Origin of the sequence: Pseudomonas sp. B21_DOA (genome assembly GCA_030544685.1) — a bacterium.
Taxonomy (GTDB): Bacteria; Pseudomonadota; Gammaproteobacteria; order Pseudomonadales; family Pseudomonadaceae; genus Aquipseudomonas; species Aquipseudomonas fluorescens_AO.
In genome coordinates, this window is the sequence record CP086683.1 from 2,586,190 (window position 1) to 2,604,739 (window position 18,550).

An 18,550-nucleotide genomic window follows, 5' to 3' on the forward strand; every position below is an offset into this window, starting at 1 on the left:
TCGAGGGTGCGAGCGTCGCCCCCGGCAACCCGATTGAGCCATGGGCTGCTTCGCGAACTTGTGCCGACGGTGGTCGGCAGCGGAGGATTTCACATGGCAGCGCTCATCGGTACGGTCACAAAAGTCATTGGTCAGGTGTTCGCCCAGACGGGCGACGGCATCAAACGCCCGCTGTTCGAAGGCGATCGTTTGTACGCCGGCGATCAACTGATCACTGGCGCGGAGGGCGCGGTGGCGGTGAAACTGCAAAACGGCGAGGAATTGACCCTCGGCCGCGGCAGCAGCATCACCATGACCGGCCAACTGCTGGCCGACCAGGCGGTGCCGGTGAACGTCGACGAAGCGCAGACCCCGAGCCAGGCACAACTGACCGATGTCGAGCAGATCCAGAAAGCCATCGCCGCCGGTGAAGACCCGAGCAAAACCGCCGAAGCCACCGCTGCCGGCCCCAACGCACCCACCGGCAATACCGGTGAACTGGGCGGCGGACACAGCTTCGTTCTGTTGACCGAAGTCGGCGGCCGAGTTGATCCGATCATCGGTTTCCCCACCGCCGGCTTCAACGGCATTCCCGAATTTCCCGAGTATCGTCGTGACGCGGACATCGACAATGGCGACGACACCCCGGCGCCAATCGTGGTGCCACCGCCACCGGTGAACAATCCGGTTATCCTCAACGGCCTGGACGCAGCGGGCGGCGAGCTGAATCTCAATGAAGCCAATCTGCCTGACGGTACAGCGGCCAATCCGGGCGCTCTGACCCAGAGCGGCAGCTTCACCGTCTCGGCAGCGGACGGCTTGAGCAGTCTGAGCATCGGCGGCATCAACGTGATTGTTGGCGGCGTGCCGATCGGCTTTCCCCAGTCGATCACCACGCAACTGGGCAACACCCTGACCATCACTGGCTACAACGCAGCAACCGGCACGGTCAGCTACAGCTACACCCTCAACGGCAACGAAACCCACGCGGCCGGCGACGGCGTGAACAATCTCAGCGAACAATTCACCGTGATCGCCACCGACAGCAATGGCGACAGCGCCACTGGCACGCTGGACGTGAATATCACCGACGACGTGCCCAAAGCGTTTGACGACGCCAACGGCATTGCCTCGGAAACCTTGCTGACCCTGACCGGAAACGTCCTCACCAACGACATCCAAGGCGCTGACCGTGTACCCACCGGACCGGTCACGCCGGGTACTTTCACCGGTACTTACGGCACGTTGGTGCTGAACGCCGACGGCACCTACACCTACACGCTCAATACCAGCGATGCCGATTTCAAAGCCTTGACCGGCGGAGGCAACGGAACCGAAACCTTCGCCTACACGATCACCGATGCCGACGGCGATAGCAGCAGCGCCAATCTGGTTCTGCAGATCCACAACAACGACGATCCAGTCACCATCGATGGCCTGAACGTCGCCGGTGGCGAGCTCACGGTTTACGAAAAAACCTCAGCGACGGCAGCGCCCCGGACACTGGCGCACTGACGCAAAACGGCACGTTCACCATCACCGCGCTGGACGGCGTCACAACGCTGACAGTCGGCGGCATCGCCGTGGTGACCAATGGCGTCGCCGCAGGTTTCCCGCAATCGATCACCACGCCGCTGGGCAGCACGCTGACGATTACTGGTTTTAACGCTGCAACCGGTGTGGTCAGTTACAGCTACACCCTGGCCGACAACGAAGCACATCCGAACGCCAATGGCGCGAACAATCTGCCTGAGCAGTTCGCGGTCACGGTTGTGGATGACAACGGCACCACCGCCACTGGCACGCTGGACGTCAACATCGTCGACGACCTGCCGAAAGCCAACGATGACAGCAACGGCACTGCGTCCGAATCCCAACTGACTCTGACCGGCAATGTCCTGACGAACGACGTGCAAGGCGCCGACCGTGTGCCAACAGGTCCAGTCACGCCGGGCACTTTCACTGGTACTTTCGGTACGTTGGTCCTCAATGCCGACGGCACCTACACCTATACGCTGAACACCAGCGATGCGGATTTCAAAGCCTTGACTGGTGGCGGCAACGGCACAGAGATCTTCGCCTACACCATCACTGATGCCGACGGCGATTCCAGCACTGCCAATCTGGTTTTGCAGATTCACAACAACGATGATCCAGTAATCATCGACGGCCTGAACGTCGCCGGTGGCGAGCTGACGGTTTATGAGAAAAATCTCAGCGACGGCAGCGCACCGGATGCTGGCGCGCTGACGCAAAACGGCACCTTCACCATCACCGCTCTCGACGGCGTGACCACGCTGACCGTCGGTGGAATTGCCGTGGTGACCAATGGCGTGGCCGCAGGCTTCCCGCAATCGATCACCACGCCGCTGGGCAGCACGCTGACCATCACCGGTTTCAACGCTGCAACCGGCGTGGTCAGTTACAGCTACACCCTGGCCGACAACGAGGCGCATGCGAACGCCAATGGCGCGAACAATCTGCCTGAGCAGTTCGCGGTCACGGTTGTGGATGACAACGGCACCACCGCCACTGGCACGCTGGACGTCAACATCGTCGACGACCTGCCGAAAGCCAACGATGACAGCAACGGCACTGCGTCCGAATCCCAACTGACCCTGGCCGGCAATGTCCTGACCAACGACGTGCAAGGCGCCGACCGTGTGCCAACAGGTCCAGTCACGCCGGGCACTTTCACTGGTACTTTCGGTACGTTGGTCCTCAATGCCGACGGCACCTACACCTATACGCTGAACACCAGCGATGCGGATTTCAAAGCCTTGACTGGTGGCGGCAACGGCACAGAGACCTTCGCCTACACCATCACTGACGCCGACGGCGATACCAGCACCGCGAACCTCGTTCTGCAGATTCACAACAACGACGATCCAGTAATCATCGACGGCTTGAACGTCGCCGGCGGCGAGCTCACGGTTTACGAAAAAACCTCAGCGACGGCAGCGCACCGGATGCTGGCGCGCTGACGCAAAACGGCACCTTCACCATCACCGCTCTCGACGGCGTGACCACGCTGACCGTCGGTGGAATTGCCGTGGTGACCAATGGCGTGGCCGCAGGCTTCCCGCAATCGATCACCACGCCGCTCGGCAGCACGCTGACCATCACCGGTTTCAACGCTGCAACCGGCGTGGTCAGTTACAGCTACACCCTGGCCGACAACGAGGCGCATGCGAACGCCAATGGCGCGAACAATCTGCCTGAGCAGTTCGCGGTCACGGTTGTGGATGACAACGGCACCACCGCCACTGGCACGCTGGACGTCAACATCGTCGACGACCTGCCGAAAGCCAACGATGACAGCAACGGCACTGCGTCCGAATCCCAACTGACTCTGACCGGCAATGTCCTGACCAACGACGTGCAAGGCGCCGACCGTGTGCCAACAGGTCCAGTCACGCCGGGCACTTTCACTGGTACTTTCGGTACGTTGGTCCTCAATGCCGACGGCACCTACACCTATACGCTGAACACCAGCGATGCGGATTTCAAAAACCTGCACGGCGGTGGCAACGGCACCGAAACCTTCGCCTACACGATCACCGATGCCGACGGCGATACCAGCACTGCCAATCTGGTTTTGCAGATTCACAACAACGATGATCCGGTGCTGCTCAATGGTCTCGACGTCAACGGTGGCGAACTCACGGTCTACGAAAAAATCTCAGCGACGGCACCAGCCCCAACACGCCCGCGCTGACCCAGAACGGCACTTTCACCGTCAGCGCTCTCGATGGTCTGCAGACCCTCACAGTCGGCGGCATCGCCGTGATCACCAATGGCGTGGCCGCAGGTTTCCCGCAATCAATCGTCACCCCGCTGGGCAGCACCTTGACCATCAGCGGTTATGACCCTGCAACCGGCGTGGTCAGCTACAGCTACACCCTGGCCGACAACGAAGCCCACCCGACTGCCAACGGCGCCAACAGCCTCACCGAGAACTTCGATGTGGTCGCGACCGACACAGATGGCAGCACCGCCAGCGGCCAGATCAACGTCAATATCGTCGATGATTTGCCGACTGCGCATGCGGACGCGGCTTCGGTGGCGGAGGGCGGCACCGTCAGTGGCAATGTGCTGGATAACGATATCGGCGGTGCGGATGGCCCGGCGGTCACCGGTGCCGTGGTCGGCGTGCGCGCTGGTGCCGACACTTCGACCTCGGCCATCGGCGGGCTCAATTCGCAGATCAACGGCACCTACGGTTACCTCACGCTCGATGCCAACGGCAACGCCGTTTATCACAGTAACCCCAACGTGGTGAACGGCCCAGGCGCGGTCGACGTGTTCACCTACACCGTGCGCGATTCCGACGGTGATGAAAGCACCACGACGGTCACCATTGACGTCTACAACAGCTGCCTGAAAGCGGTCAGCGACAGCGATGTCACCGTTTACGAAAAAGCCCTCGACCTGAACAAGGACGGCCAGGATCTGGCAGCGGGCAGTGTGGTCGGCAGCGATCCGAACAGCACTGGCGAAACCGCGTCCGGCACGCTGGTCGGTTCGGTCACCGGCGCGGTTGGTGCGATCAGTTATGCGCTGGTCGGCAGCGCGACCGGCAATTACGGGCAGATCGTCCTCAACGCCAATGGCACTTACACCTACACGCTCACTTCGCCAGCGACCACCACGCCGCACGCTGACGACGGCGCCAACAGCCTGAGCGAAACCTTCACCTATCAGGCGACCGACTCTCTCGGCAACGTCGTCACCAGCACAATCGTTGTGAACATCGTCGATGACGTGCCGAAAGCGCTGAATGACAGCAACGCGACCAACGCAACGGAAGAGCAGTTGACCCTGACCGGCAACGTTCTCGATAACGATGTGCAAGGCGCCGACCGCGTCGCCGTTGGGCCGGTCACCGCCGGTACGTTCACCGGCACTTACGGCACGCTGGTGCTCAATGCCAACGGCACTTACACCTACACGCTGGACGCCAATGACGCCGACTTCAAAAACCTTCACGGTGGCGGCAACGGCACTGAAACCTTTGCCTACACCATTACCGATGCCGACGGCGACACCAGCACCGCCAACCTGGTGCTGAACGTCCATAACAACGACGATCCGGTGTGCCTCGACGGCCTCGATGTGAAGGGCGGCGAACTGACGGTTTACGAGAAAAACCTCAGCGACGGCAGCAACCCCAATACTGCAGCCCTGACCCAGAGCGGCAGCTTCACCGTGACCGCCCTCGATGGCCTGCAAACCCTGACCGTCGGCGGCATTGCCGTGATCAGCAATGGCGCCGCCGCCGGTTTGCCGCAATCGGTGGTCTCGCCGCTGGGCAGCACCTTTACCATCACCGGTTACGACCCGGCCACCGGCATGGTCAGTTACAGCTACACCTTGGTCGACAACGAAGCCCATCCGAACGCCAACGGTGCCAACAGCCTCAGCGAGAGCTTCGACGTGGTTGCCACTGATACCGATGGCAGTACCGCCAGCGGTCAGATCAACGTCACCATCGTCGACGATCTGCCGACTGCCAACGCCGATACCGGCTCGGTAGCGGAGGGCGGTACGGTCAATGTCAGTGTGCTCGGCAATGACAGCAGCGGCGCCGATGGTGCCGCAACGGTGGTCGGCGTGCGTGCGGGCAGTAACACCGCGACGTCGGCCAGCGGCGGCCTGAACAGCAACATCAACGGCAACTACGGCTACCTGACCCTCGACGCGGCGGGCAACGCGGTTTACCACAGCAACCCGAACTCGGTGAGCCCGCCGGGCGCGACCGACACGTTCACCTACACCATCCGTGACAGCGATGGCGACGAAAGCACCACAACGCTGACCATCAACGTCGCCGACAGCAAACTGGTCGCCTCGGTGGATCAGGATGTCACGGTCTACGAAAAAGCCCTCGACCTGAACAAGGATGGCCAGGATCTCGCGGCCGGCACAGTCACCGGCAGCGAGCCGGGCAATACCGGCGAAACCGCCAGCGGCACGCTGGTCGGTTCGGTCAGTGGCGGCAGCGGCGCGATCACGTACACCCTGGTCGGCAACGCCACCGGCAGCTACGGGCAACTGCAGCTCAACGCTGACGGCACCTACACCTACACGCTGACTTCAGCGCCGAAAACCGCACCGAATGCCAACGACGGGCCGAACACCCTCAGCGAAACGTTCACCTACCAAGCCACCGATGCGCTGGGCAACAGCACCACCAGCACCCTCGTGGTCAACATCGTCGACGACGTGCCGAAAGCCGTTGCCTCGGATCGTTCGGTCACTGCGGTGGAGATCGATTCCAACGTGCTCATCGTCCTCGACATCTCGGGCAGCATGGCCGATGCCTCTGGCGTGCCCGGCCTGTCGCGGCTGGCACTGGCCAAACAAGCCATCGGTGCGTTGCTCGACAAGTACGATGATCTGGGCGATGTGAAAGTGCAGTTGGTGACGTTCAGCAGCAATGCCGCCGATCGCACCACCGTGTGGGTCGATGTCGCCACCGCCAAGACCCTGCTCGCCGGCCTCAACGCCGGCGGCGGCACCAACTACGACGCCGCCGTGGCGGTGATGCAGACCGCGTTCAACACCTCGGGCAAACTCACCGGGGCGCAAAACGTCGGCTACTTCTTCTCTGACGGCAAGCCCAACGAGGGCGACATCGGCACGGCTGACGAAGCCGCGCTGAAAAACTTCCTCGACGCCAACAACATCAAGAACTACGCCATTGGTCTGGGCAGTGGTGTGAGCAACGCCAACCTCGATCCCCTGGCCTACGACGGCATCAACCACACCAATACCAATGCGGTGGTGGTCACCGATCTCAATCAGCTCAACTCGGTGCTGTCCGGCACCGTGCAGGGCGCGCCGGTTACCGGTTCGCTGCTGGGCGAGGGCGGTTCGTTCGGCGCCGATGGCGGTTTCATCAAGTCGATCGTGGTCGACGGCACCACCTACACCTACGACCCGAAAGCCCTCAGCGGCCAGGGCTCGTTGACCGCGAGCGGCGGCGCCAACCACGGCACCTTCAACACGGCCAACAACAGTGTCAGCATCGCCACCAACAACAGCGGCACGCTGGTGGTCAACCTCGATACCGGCGAATACAGCTACACCTCGCAGAAAACCACCGCCGTGGTCATCACCGAAAACATCGGCTTCACCGTCAGCGACAACGACGGCGATCTGGCCAGCTCAACGTTGACCGTGAAAGTGATTCCCAACGCGCCACCGGTGGCGATGGACGATCACGTCATCACCAACGTGCTCTCGGGCAACATCGTGGTGCCGGGTGAGCTGCTGTTGGCCAATGACAGCGATCCGAACGGCGATGCGCTCAACGCCACACCCACCAGTTTCAACACCGGTTGGGCGTCGAAAGCGGCAGACTTCACCGGCACCGGTCTGATCGGCTTCACCGGGCAGAGCAACAGCGCCGCCAACCAGAACCTGGCCAACGTGCGCAGCGCCTTCAGCGCCAATGCCGCGACCATGACCGCCGTGCTGGTAGTCAGCGGTTACCTCGGCGCTGTCAGCAACAGCAATGCCAATGACGAGGACCGCATCACCGTCAATCTGCGCCAGGGCGAAACTCTCAATCTGGATCACAACCTCGCTGCCGGGCAGATCGGCATGGAGTACTCGCTCAACGGAGGGAGCTGGATCGCGCTGGCGGACGGGCAAACGCTTACCGCATCAGCCGATGGCGTCTATCAGATCCACATCACCAACATCGCCAACGCTACGGGTAACGGCAACCCGAACGCGGCGGAAAACTACCAACTGACCATGACCCTCAACTACGCCGGGGCGCACGACATCACGCCGGATTACCACGGCACTTACACTGCCAACGACAACCACGGCGGCAGTGACACGGCCAACGTCAGCATCAGCTATCAGGACGGCCACACCCTGACCGGCACCGCTGGCGACGATGTGCTGGTGGCGGGTAGCGGCAACAACGTGATCAACGCCGGCGACGGCAATGACGTGCTCACTGCAGGCTCCGGCAACAACGAAATGCACGGCGGCGCCGGCAACGATTTGCTCTACAGCGGCGCGGGCAATGACTTGCTCGACGGCGGCACTGGCAGCGATACCGCCAGCTATGCCCACGCCACAGCCGGCGTCACCGTCAACCTCGGCCTGCTCGGTGCGCAGAACACCTTGGGCGCCGGTACTGACACGCTGACTGGCATCGAAAATCTGCTCGGCTCGAACTTCAACGACAGCCTCACCGGCGACGGCAACAACAACGTGATCAACGGTGGCCTCGGCAACGACTTCCTCAATGGCGGCGCTGGCGATGACTTGCTGATCGGTGGCATGGGCAACAACACGCTGACGGGCGGGGCAGGGGCTGACACCTTCCAGTGGCTCAAGGGCAACAGCGGCCACGACCTGATCACCGACTTCACCCCCGGCACCGACAAGCTCGACCTGTCGCAACTGCTGCAAGGCGAAAACGCCAGCACCGCGTCGCTGGACGACTATCTGCACTTCACCGTCAGCGGCAGCGGCGCCTCGGTGATGACCAGCATCGACGTCAGCGCCATGGCCGGCGCCCCGCCGAACCAGACCATCGACCTCGCCGGCGTCAACCTCGCCAGCCACTACGGCGTAACCCCGGGCGCAGGCGGCATGATTGCCAGCGGCCACGACACGGCGACGATCATCAGCGGCATGCTCAATGATCATTCGTTGAAGGTGGATACGGTTTGACCTGAGGTCTGAAAAGACAAAACCCGCCGCCCCGGTTGATTCGGGACGGCGGGTTTTGTCTGTCTGTACAGATGTGTTGGCTGTGAGTCCGCCTTCGCGGGCAAGCCCGCTCCCACAGGGTTCTTCAGTGGATGCAGAATATGTGTCCGACCAGGATCAATTTTGGGAGCGAGCTTGCTCGCGAAGAGGCCGGGTTGATCACCAAGTAACTCAGCAGACCAACATCACCCCGGCAACTCCAGATTATCCAGCACCCGACTCACTGCCAGTTCGCCAAGCATGATCAACTGGGAGGTATCAAGTTTTACGCAACGTCTTCTGCCGCAAAATATAGACCGTCACCAGCACCGCACTGGTCAGCATGAACCCACGCGCCCAAACCAGCGGCACCAGATAGCAGGAGAACAGAATGCTCACCCACATCAGGCCGATCGCGTAGACCTTGCCTTTGAGCGGGATGCCGTTGCCGTCGAGATAATCGCGGATCCATGGCCCGAGTCGTGGGTGCTCGACCAGCCAGCGATAGAAGCGCGGAGAGCTGCGCGCGAAGCAGGCCGCGGCGAGCAGGAGGAAGGGGGTGGTGGGCAGAACCGGCAGGAAGATGCCGATCACCCCCAATGCGACGCTGAGCCAGCCGATGGCCAGCAGCACGTAGCGCAACATCAGGGGCGGTTGCCTATGGGGTTGTCCATAGGCCGGGTCTTAGTGGTGGCGTGGCTTGAGGATCGCCGGTTTTTCGTCGGGCGCCTGGCATAGCAGGTACAGCGCGGTCAGGGCTTCCGGGATCTGCACGATCATGTCGTCCATCAGATTGGCGTCCTTGGCGATGTCTTCGAACTCCGGTTGTTCGTCGAACAGGCCGGAACCGACCATGATCGGCAGGAGCATTTCGCTGACTTCTTCTTCGGCGGTTTCGAACCATGCCGCTTCGCGCAGGAACACACCTTCCATGAAGCCGATGCACCAGCCGCGCAGTTCGGAATCGTCCGGCTCTTCGCCCAGATCCAGTTCGCACGGCAGTTCGAATTCTTCATCCGAGGCCAGTTGGCGAGCGATGTGCGCTTTGAGGCCGATCAGCGTGGCTTCGATTTCGGCACGCTGGGCTTCGTCGCTGTAGTGCGGCTCTTCGGCAAACAGCGCGTCGATCCACTCGCGCTCCGGAACGTCTTCCGAGCAGATCGACAGCGCGGTCAGGTAACCGTGGGCGGCGACGTAATCCAGCGCCTCGTCGTGCAGCTCGTCGGCGTCGAGGAAGACTTGCAGGCGGGTCAGTTGCTCAGCGAAGGACATTACGGGGCTACCTTGGGGAATAAACAATGCGGGAATTCTAGGCCTTCTTGCGCGCTCTAGCCAGCCGCTTGGCAGATTTGCCCGCACGGACGCACGCAAATGCCGGGTCGGACGCAAAACCTGTGGGAGCGGGCTTGCCCGCGATGGCGGTGTGTCAGTCGATGAAGAAGTTGTCAGTGCCGGCCTCTTCGCGGGCAAGCCCGCTCCCACAGGGTTCGGTGTGATGTCAATTGCAGAGTGAGTCTTCTCAGCGGCACCCTCTGCGGCGAAGGCCTCGGGTATACTGCCGCGTTTTGCGATCCCTGCCGGCGCTGCGCTGGTCATGCAATGTGTTCTTACGTTTTGTTTAAGCAGCTGAGGCTGCTCTGAACCAGCCTGAGCAGGGATGTATCGGTAGATTTTTGGAGTTTTTATGCTCGAACAGGCTCAACGCGTCCTCAAGGACATCTTCGGCTACGACAGTTTCCGTGGCCGTCAGGGTTCGATCATTGAGCGCGTGGCCAGCGGCGGTGATGCGCTGGTGCTGATGCCTACCGGTGGCGGCAAGTCGTTGTGCTTTCAGGTGCCGGCGCTATTGCGCGAAGGCCTGGCCGTGGTGGTGTCGCCGTTGATCGCGCTGATGGACGATCAGGTCGCCACCCTTGAAGAACTCGGCGTGGCCGCGGCTGCGCTGAACTCCACGCTGAGCGCCGAGCAACAACGCGACCTCGCCGTGCGGATCAAGCGCGGCGAAGTGAAGATGCTCTATCTGGCGCCCGAGCGCTTGGTGCAGCCGCGCATGCTGGCGTTTCTGCAAAGCCTGGAAATCGCTTTGTTCGCCATCGACGAAGCGCATTGCGTGTCGCAATGGGGCCACGACTTCCGCCGCGAATACCTGCAACTCGGCCAACTGGCAGAGCTGTTCCCGAACGTTCCGCGCATTGCCCTCACCGCGACCGCCGACAAGCGCACCCGTGAAGAAATCGTCGATCGCCTGCACCTGCAGAACGCTGAGCGCTTCCTGTCGAGCTTCGACCGTCCGAATATTTTCTACCGCATCGTCCCGAAAGAGCAGCCGCGCAAGCAGTTACTGGCATTCCTCGCCGAGCGGCGCAGCGACGCCGGCATCGTTTATTGCCTGTCGCGCAAGAAAGTTGAAGAAGTCGCGGCGTTCCTCAGTGAGCAAGGCTTCCCGGCGCTGCCGTATCACGCCGGTCTGCCCAACGATCTGCGCGCCTATCACCAGAAGCGCTTCCTCAACGAGGAAGGCCTGATCATGGTTGCCACGGTGGCGTTCGGCATGGGCATCGACAAGCCCAACGTGCGCTTTGTCGCGCACTTGGATCTGCCGAAATCCCTTGAGGCGTATTACCAGGAAACCGGGCGCGGCGGTCGTGACGGTCTGCCGGCAGATGCGTGGATGGCCTACGGTCTGCAAGACGTGGTGATGCTCAAGCAGATGCTGCAGAACTCCGAAGGCGACGAACGGCACAAACGTCTGGAGCAGCACAAGCTCGATGCCATGCTCTCGCTTTGCGAAGAAACCCGCTGCCGCCGGCAGGCGTTGCTGGCCTATTTCGATGAAGACATGCCTGAGCCTTGCGGGCACTGCGACAACTGTGTCGATGGCGTGCAGACCTGGGACGCCACCGAGCCTGCACGTCAGGCCTTGTCGGCGATTTTCCGCACCGGTCAGCGTTACGGCGTTGGTCATCTGGTCGACGTATTGCTGGGCAAGGACAACGAAAAGGTGCGCAGCTTCGGCCATCAGCATTTGTCGGTGTTTGGCGTTGGCAAGGCGCTGAGCGAGAGCGAGTGGCGCTCGCTGTTCCGTCAGTTGGTGGCGCGTGGGTTGGCCGACGTCGATCACGAGGGGTATGGCGGTCTGCGCTTGAATGACAGTTGCCGGCCTTTGCTCAAAGGCGAAGTGAAGCTGGAGCTGCGCCGCGACCTGAAACCGCAAGTCACCGCCAAAACCGGCAGCAAGAGCCAGGCCAGCCAACTGGTGCGCGGCGAAGAACGCGAACAGTGGGAAGCCTTGCGCGCATTACGACGCAAGCTCGCCGAAGAACATGGCGTGCCGCCGTACGTCATCTTCCCCGACTCGACGTTGTTGGAAATGCTCCGCAGCCAACCGACCTCGCTGGCGGAAATGGCCCGGGTCAGCGGCGTCGGTGCGCGCAAACTGGAGCGCTATGGTGAAGCCTTCCTGGAAGTGCTCGGCGGCGAGGCGGAGGCGCCGAAGGTGGTCGCCGATGTCCGTCACGAGCTGATCACCCTGGCCCGCGCCGGCATGACCCCGCTGCAGATCGCCGGGCAGTTGCAATGCTCGGAGAAGAACGTCTACGCCATGCTCGCCGAAGCCATCGGCAAGCAGCAATTGTCGCTGGAGCAGGCGCTGGATTTGCCTGAGGAATTGATGGGCGAAGTGCAGGACGCGTTCCTCGATGGTGAGGGCGAGCTGCCGTCGGTCGCTGAAGTGGCTGAGCTGTTTGCCGGGCGTGTGCCGGAAGGCGTGCTGTATTGCGTGCGGGCGGCTTTGCAGTCTGAATTCGAGATGTGAAACGACGTATGCGCCAAGCCCCGTGCAGTTGTAACGATTCAGTACAGAGCGACTCTTGCCTATAACTGCCGCCCATGCTTAGCTGACTAATAATTAGATTTTCCGTATTTTCAGTCTAACCGTGAGTGTTTTATGCCGTTAACCGATCAACATCGCTTTGGTATGCAACTGGCCCAGATGTCTCGTGGCTGGCGTGCCGAACTGGATCGTCGTCTCGCCGGGCTGGGCCTGTCGCAGGCGCGCTGGCTGGTGCTGCTGCATCTGGCGCGTTTTGAAGAGGCGCCGACCCAACGCGAACTGGCGCAGAGTGTCGGCGTCGAAGGCCCGACCCTGGCGCGCTTGCTCGATAGTCTGGAGAACCAGGGACTGGTGCAACGCCAGTCCGTAATGGAAGACCGCCGGGCGAAAAAATCGTGCTCTGCGCACCTGCCTTGCCGTTGATCGAACAGATCGAAACCATTGCCACGCAACTGCGCCACGAATTGTTCGAAGGCGTCGACGAGGCGGATTTGAAGGTGTGCATGCGCGTACACGGTCACATTCTGGCCAACCTGGAAAAATCTTGAGGCACATCCCGCCATTGATTTTTGAGAGATCGCGCTGAGCCGACTATAAGAACTACTGGGCAATATCGTGTTCGTACCGGATGTGCGAACGCATAGAAACCGGTTTTGCTTATTTAAGGGATGCTCATGCTCGCAAGTCGGCACGTGCTGCGCGGGGGCGCCAAATGGCTGCTGTTCGCTGGCGTATTCAGCTATTCGACCTGGTCGATGGCGTTGGGGTTGGGCGAAATCACTGTTCACTCAGCCCTCAATCAGCCGTTCAAGGCCGACATCGCGTTGGTCGATGTCGGCACGTTGACGCAAAACGATCTCTCGGCCAGCCTGGCTTCGGCGGATGAATTCGGCCGGGCGGGCGTCGAGCGGGTGTTCTTTCTCAATGACCTCAAGTTCACCCCGATCCTGCGCGGCAACCGCCAGATGCTCCGGGTGACGTCCGGCAAACCGGTCAACGAACCTTTCCTGAATTTCCTCGTGCAGCTCGATCAGCCCAATGGCCGTCTGCTGCGCGAGTACACGGTGCTGATCGACCCGCCGGGTTCGCCGGGCATCGTACCCGCCACCGACGAGCCGGATCCGCGTCCACAATCCTCTGAATTTCCAACCGTCGAACCGGTTTCCGCACCGCCCCAGGCGGCCCAAGGCAAACGCACGGCGGCGCCTGTGCCGCCAACACCGGCGGTACCTGCCAACGATGCGCAGGCCGAGCAATTGGCGGCCAGTGTGCTGCTCACCCAGCAACTGCAAAAGACCCTCGACGAACAGAACCTCAGGCTGCAAGAGCAGCAAGTGCAGATAGCCGACGGCAAGAAGCAGATCGAAGACTTGCAAACACGTCTGGCCGAAATGCAGAAAGCACCACCACCGCCCGTGGTCGCGCCGGCTCCGGCCGCTATTTCGCCCCCAGTCGAGACGACAGAAGATGGTTTGAACTGGCCTCTGCTTGGCGGACTGATAGTGCTGCTGGGCGTTTTGGCAGCGTTGTTCATACGCCGCCGACAGCAACGTTCGACAGCTGACGGCAAGCCGCTGCCGCTATTGCCGGTTGGCGCCGAAGACGATGTCGATGAGCCCGAGCTTCAACAATCTGTCGGTGCGCACGCGGCTGCCGATCATCGCGACGAACCCGGTGCCGGCGACGTGCTGGAGGCTGTAGGCATCTATCTCGCCTACGGCCGACTCAGCGAAGCCGCCGGGCTGCTGCGCGATGCCTTGCACAAGGAGCCCGAGCGCACCGATCTCGGTTTGCAGCTTTTGGAAGTCCTGGGGCGCCAGGGTGACAGCGGCGCTTTTGACCAGCAGGAAACCCGCCTGCGTGCGCTTGGCGTTGATGAGCGCGAACTGATTGAAACCCGCGCTCGCCATCCAAAACTGGCAGGCGCCGCACCGGCGGCATTTGCAGCAACGCCAATCGCCCCCGAACTGCCAGTGGCCACGGCAGCGGCAGTGGCCGCGCCGCTCGCATCGTCGCCCAGCGCTCTCGAAGATGATTTCGAATTGAATCTGGGCGAGCTGTCGATGGATTCAAATTGGGATCTGAACGACAGCCGCAGCGATCACGCCGCAGCGCCGATCGATGATCCGGCACTGGGAACCAGTTTGTCAGTGGACGCCGATTTCGAATTGCCACAGGCTGAATCTGCCGAAGAAGCCGAACTTGAATGGATCCCTGAACCCGACGCCCAGCCCCTCGACGATGACTTTCTCAATGAGTTCGGCGATCCCGAGCCGTCGCTGGTGCTCGAACCTCTGGATCTGCCATTACCCGAGTCCACTGAGGTCGACACCGAGGCCGCCGGCAAGCTCGAGCAGGCACAAACCTGCATCGACGACGGTGACATCGACAGTGCGATCGCACTGCTCAACGAATTGCTCAGGGAAGGGGATGAGCCGTTGAAGCAGACGGCAAGGACGTTGTTGGCGGGGATTCGCTGAGCGCCAACGGATTTCGGGTTCACCCGAGACCGCCTTCGCGAGCAGGCTCGCTCCCACAATGGAATGCGCTCTACCCTGTGGGAGCGAGCCTGCTCGCGAGGGCGTCAGAACGTCTGCCCCAGATTCAGATAAACCGCCTGTTCGTCCGCATCATTCAACCCATACGTGAAGTTCAACGGCCCCAGCGGCGTGTCGAAGCCGATAAACACGCTCGCGGCGTTGATGTAGCCGCTGTCGAATTCGTTGTCGTTGTTCCACGCTCGACCACGTTCCAGTGAGGCGCCGGCGTACAGCGGAAAGTCCAGCGGTAAATATGAGCGCGGCGTCAGGCGCCGGTAATACACAGCGCGCATCAGGCTGACGTTCTGCCCGGACAGCGCATCCTCACGGAACCCCGACAACTGCCGCGCGCCGCCGAGCAGGAAGCTCGAAGTCACCACATTGGCATCGTCCAGCGTGCGGCCGTAGCGTCCGCCCAGAATCAGGGTGTCGGGCCCGTGGCTCATCGCCTTGTCGAATTTCGCTTCCCATTGGCGATAGCGATTGTCTGAACCCAGGCCCGGCTCGAACTGGGCAAACGTCAGGCTGACGTCTTTGCCCTCGTGCGGAAAATAGACGTTGTCCAGCGAGTCGTAGGAATACTTCACGGTATAGAAGCCTTCGTTGAAGCTCTCGCTCGGCAGATCCTGATCGCCAATGCGCACGTCCGCCTTGCCCCAGGCCTGGCCGACGCCGAGCCGGACTTCACCGTTGTTGCCGATCTGCCGGCCAAGGTTGAGGCCGAAGCCGTACCGCTCGACGCGATACTGGGCGATCGGATCGTTATCCAGCACCGAGTCAACGTTCTGCGCCTCGAACGACGCATAGGGCGCGACGAAGTAACGCGAGCCGACGTCCAGCGGCTGATAAAACTCGCTGTACAGTTCCTGCTTGTCGCCGATCTGCGCGCGGGTCAGCCATTCCGCGCCGAGGCGGTTGATGCCGTTGACGCGATAACTGGCGCCGAGGTTGAAAGCACTGTCGCCGCGCATGTCGTCCGACAGATTCAAGCCGACGCGCAAATAATCGGTGCCGCTGCGCTTGCCGCTGGCACTGATGACCAAGGTGTGATCGTGGCCTTTGTGCACCACGCGGTAGCGCACTTGATCGAAGTAATCGAGGCCGTACAGCGTGCCCATGTCCGAATGCAGGCGGCCCAGGTCGAGCGGCGCGCCGATCGGCTGGCGGATGTAATAGCGAATCACGTCATCGTCGACTTTCGAATCGTTTTCGACGCGGATGGCGGTAATGATCGGCGTTCGCTGTCCCGGTTGGCGGGCGGCGTTGAGCTCGGCGTCCTGGGTTTCGGTCGGCTTGAGTTGCGCCAGACGCGCATCGAGGATCCGCGTGGCGCGATAACCGGCATCGATCATCTCCTGCGCCTTGCCGAAATCAGTCACGCCGAACGCAGCCAGCGCAGGCTGAATCAGCACGTCATCGGCATGCAGACTCGCCAGTTGTTCTTCGGAGTTGCGCCGGGTCATCAGGGTGATCGACTGATTGAGCACATCCACCACGGTGGTCAACTGCTTGCGATTGCGCAGCGGCGTGCCGATGTCGACGACGATGGCGATGTCGACGCCCATTTCCCGCGCGACATCCAGTGGAATGTTGTCGGTCATGCCGCCGTCCACCAACAACCGGCCATCAAGCTCGACCGGGGCGAACACTGCGGGGATCGACATGCTCGCGCGAATCACTTGAGGCAGGTGGCCTTTGCGAAACACCACTTTTTCGCCATTGGCGATGTCGGTGGTCACCGCGCGGAACGGGATTGGCAGCTTGTCGAAGTCGCGGGTGTCGCTGGTGTGGGCCAACAGGCTTTCCAGCAGCAGCGCGAGATTCTGGCCCTGGATCACCCCCAGCGGCAGGCCGAGACTGCCGTCGTCGCGAAAGCTCAGTTTCTGTTTGACCAGAAAATCGCGGTCGTCCTGCTTGCGTCGAAATGGCACGTCCTCACGCGGCGGGGCGTCGGACAGTGCAGCCTGCCAGTCGATGCTCAGGGCGAGTTTTTCCAGTTCATCGATCTTGTAGCCCGAGGCATACAGGCCGCCGACCACCGCGCCCATGCTGGTGCCGGCAATCGCATCGATCTTGATGCCTTGTTCTTCCAGCGCCTTGAGCACGCCGATGTGTGCCAGCCCGCGCGCGGCACCACCGGACAGCACCAGGCCGACTTTCGGTCGTGGCGCTTCGCTGGCGTGAACCAGCAGGGGAAGGAAACCAAGTAACAGGCAAAACAGCAAACGGCGCATGGTGAGTCTCGGGGCAAGCGGTAAAGCCGGCTATTATAGCGGCGCCCTCTGTCTCAGGAGTTTCAGCGATCATGACCGTCGCCAAAGCCGAAGTTGTCATCACTTACTGCACCCAATGCCAGTGGCTGCTGCGCGCCGCATGGCTGGCCCAGGAGCTGCTCAGCACCTTCGCTGATGACCTGGGCAAAGTGTCATTGGTGCCGGGCACCGGCGGGGTGTTTCACATCACCTGTGCAGGCGTGCAGATCTGGGAGCGCAAGGCTGACGGTGGTTTCCCGAGGCCAAGGTATTGAAGCAGCGAGTGCGCGATCAGATCGATCCGGACCGCGACCTCGGTCACAACGACCGCACTCAGTGAGAGGCGGCCTCGGCGGCGACGGTTTTCTTGTCGCCGCCGCCTGACATCCGCGCCGACACCACGATCGCGATGATGATCAGCGCGCCACCGATGAGCATGCGCAGGGTCGGGGTTTCGCTGAACAGCAGCCAGGCGAGGGTGATGCCGTAAACCGGCTCCATGGCGAACACCACCGCCGCCGTGCGCGCCTTGATCACCGCCAGACTGGCGACGAACAGGCTGTGCGCCACGCCCGTGCAGAACACCCCCAGCAGGGCGATCCACAACCAGTCCAGCGCTCGCACCTGACTCAACTGCGGCGCCGCCACCGGCAACAGACACAACGCCACGACGACGTTCTGGCACAAAGCCGCCTGCACCGCCGGGATGCGTCCGGAACTGGCGCGGTTGGTCAGCGACAGCAAAGAAAACAGCAGGCCGGACAACACTGCCCAAAGCAAGCCGACGGTCGCGCCGCTGCCCAGATCGAATGCTGGCGTCACCAGCACCAGACCGATGCTGACCAATACCACCAGGACGATTTCATTGGCGCGGATGCGTTCGCGGAAGATCAGTCCTTCGAGAATCACCGTGAACGCCGGGAAACTGGCAAAGCCCAACGTGGCGATGGCCACCCCGGCGATCTTCACCGATACGAAAAAACTCACCCAGTGCCCGGCCAGCAACACGCCGCTCAGCGCCAGACGCCGCCAGTCCACTGCTTGCAGCTTTTGCCAGCCGCTCTGACTGGCGAATCGCGCAAAGAAGGCCAGGGCAAGCACGGCGAAGGCCGCGCGGCCGAAAACGATGACCGCTGGTGATGCGGCAGCAAGTTTGCCGAACACCCCCGTCAGGCCGAACATCAAAGCGCCGATATGCAGGGCGCCGAGGGCGGTACGCGGAGTCATTG

6 protein-coding genes and 3 pseudogenes are annotated in these 18,550 nt (G+C 61.8%); 5 read left to right on the top strand and 4 right to left on the bottom strand.

Features of this window, described 5'->3' with window-relative positions; genetic code table 11:
* Window positions 1-93: 93 nt before the first annotated feature.
* Window positions 94-8,679 (top strand): annotated as a pseudogene (locus tag LJU32_11860) (retention module-containing protein).
* Between the two features lie 297 nt (window positions 8,680-8,976).
* On the opposite strand, the gene LJU32_11865 reads toward LJU32_11860, so the two are convergent.
* Both LJU32_11865 and LJU32_11870 read right to left on the bottom strand, forming a co-directional pair.
* A complete protein-coding gene (locus LJU32_11865; GenBank protein WKV90744.1) occupies window positions 8,977-9,342 on the bottom strand; it encodes a YbaN family protein in 366 nt (121 codons plus the stop codon).
* Window positions 9,343-9,381: 39 nt separating this feature from the next.
* A complete protein-coding gene (locus LJU32_11870; GenBank protein WKV90745.1) occupies window positions 9,382-9,969 on the bottom strand; it encodes a YecA family protein in 588 nt (195 codons plus the stop codon).
* 412 nt (window positions 9,970-10,381) lie between these two features.
* On the opposite strand from LJU32_11870, the gene recQ reads away from it, so the two are divergent.
* From recQ to LJU32_11885, 3 genes and pseudogenes are all read left to right on the top strand, one after another.
* Window positions 10,382-12,511: a DNA helicase RecQ gene (gene recQ, locus LJU32_11875; GenBank protein ID WKV90746.1), complete on the top strand. Its 2,130-nt coding sequence runs from the start codon at window positions 10,382-10,384 to the stop codon at window positions 12,509-12,511.
* 132 nt (window positions 12,512-12,643) lie between these two features.
* A pseudogene (locus LJU32_11880) lies at window positions 12,644-13,077 on the top strand (MarR family transcriptional regulator).
* A gap of 126 nt (window positions 13,078-13,203) precedes the next feature.
* Window positions 13,204-15,009, top strand: a complete 1,806-nt coding sequence (locus LJU32_11885) for a peptidoglycan-binding protein LysM (GenBank protein WKV90747.1) — start codon at window positions 13,204-13,206, stop codon at window positions 15,007-15,009.
* A gap of 104 nt (window positions 15,010-15,113) precedes the next feature.
* On the opposite strand, the gene LJU32_11890 is transcribed toward LJU32_11885, so the two are convergent.
* Entirely contained in the window at window positions 15,114-17,303 is a 2,190-nt protein-coding gene (locus tag LJU32_11890; GenBank protein WKV90748.1) for a patatin-like phospholipase family protein, read from the bottom strand.
* A gap of 71 nt (window positions 17,304-17,374) precedes the next feature.
* On the opposite strand from LJU32_11890, the pseudogene LJU32_11895 reads away from it, so the two are divergent.
* Window positions 17,375-17,661, top strand: a pseudogene (locus LJU32_11895) (SelT/SelW/SelH family protein).
* Here LJU32_11895 and LJU32_11900 read toward each other — a convergent pair.
* Window positions 17,655-18,548, bottom strand: coding sequence for a DMT family transporter (locus tag LJU32_11900; protein ID WKV90749.1), 894 nt, complete (start codon window positions 18,546-18,548; stop codon window positions 17,655-17,657). The pseudogene LJU32_11895 and the gene LJU32_11900 sit on opposite strands and share 7 nt — an antisense overlap.
* Window positions 18,549-18,550 lie beyond the last annotated feature (2 nt).

Excerpts from the sequence above, each read along its gene's own strand:
- LJU32_11885 (WKV90747.1), top strand. The coding sequence starts at position 13,204 with ATGCTCGCAAGTCGGCACGTGCTGCGCGGGGGCGCCAAATGGCTGCTG.
- LJU32_11900 (WKV90749.1), bottom strand. The coding sequence starts at position 18,548 with ATGACTCCGCGTACCGCCCTCGGCGCCCTGCATATCGGCGCTTTGATG.
- recQ (WKV90746.1), top strand. The coding sequence starts at position 10,382 with ATGCTCGAACAGGCTCAACGCGTCCTCAAGGACATCTTCGGCTACGAC.
- LJU32_11890 (WKV90748.1), bottom strand. The coding sequence starts at position 17,303 with ATGCGCCGTTTGCTGTTTTGCCTGTTACTTGGTTTCCTTCCCCTGCTG.
- LJU32_11865 (WKV90744.1), bottom strand. The coding sequence starts at position 9,342 with ATGTTGCGCTACGTGCTGCTGGCCATCGGCTGGCTCAGCGTCGCATTG.
- LJU32_11870 (WKV90745.1), bottom strand. The coding sequence starts at position 9,969 with ATGTCCTTCGCTGAGCAACTGACCCGCCTGCAAGTCTTCCTCGACGCC.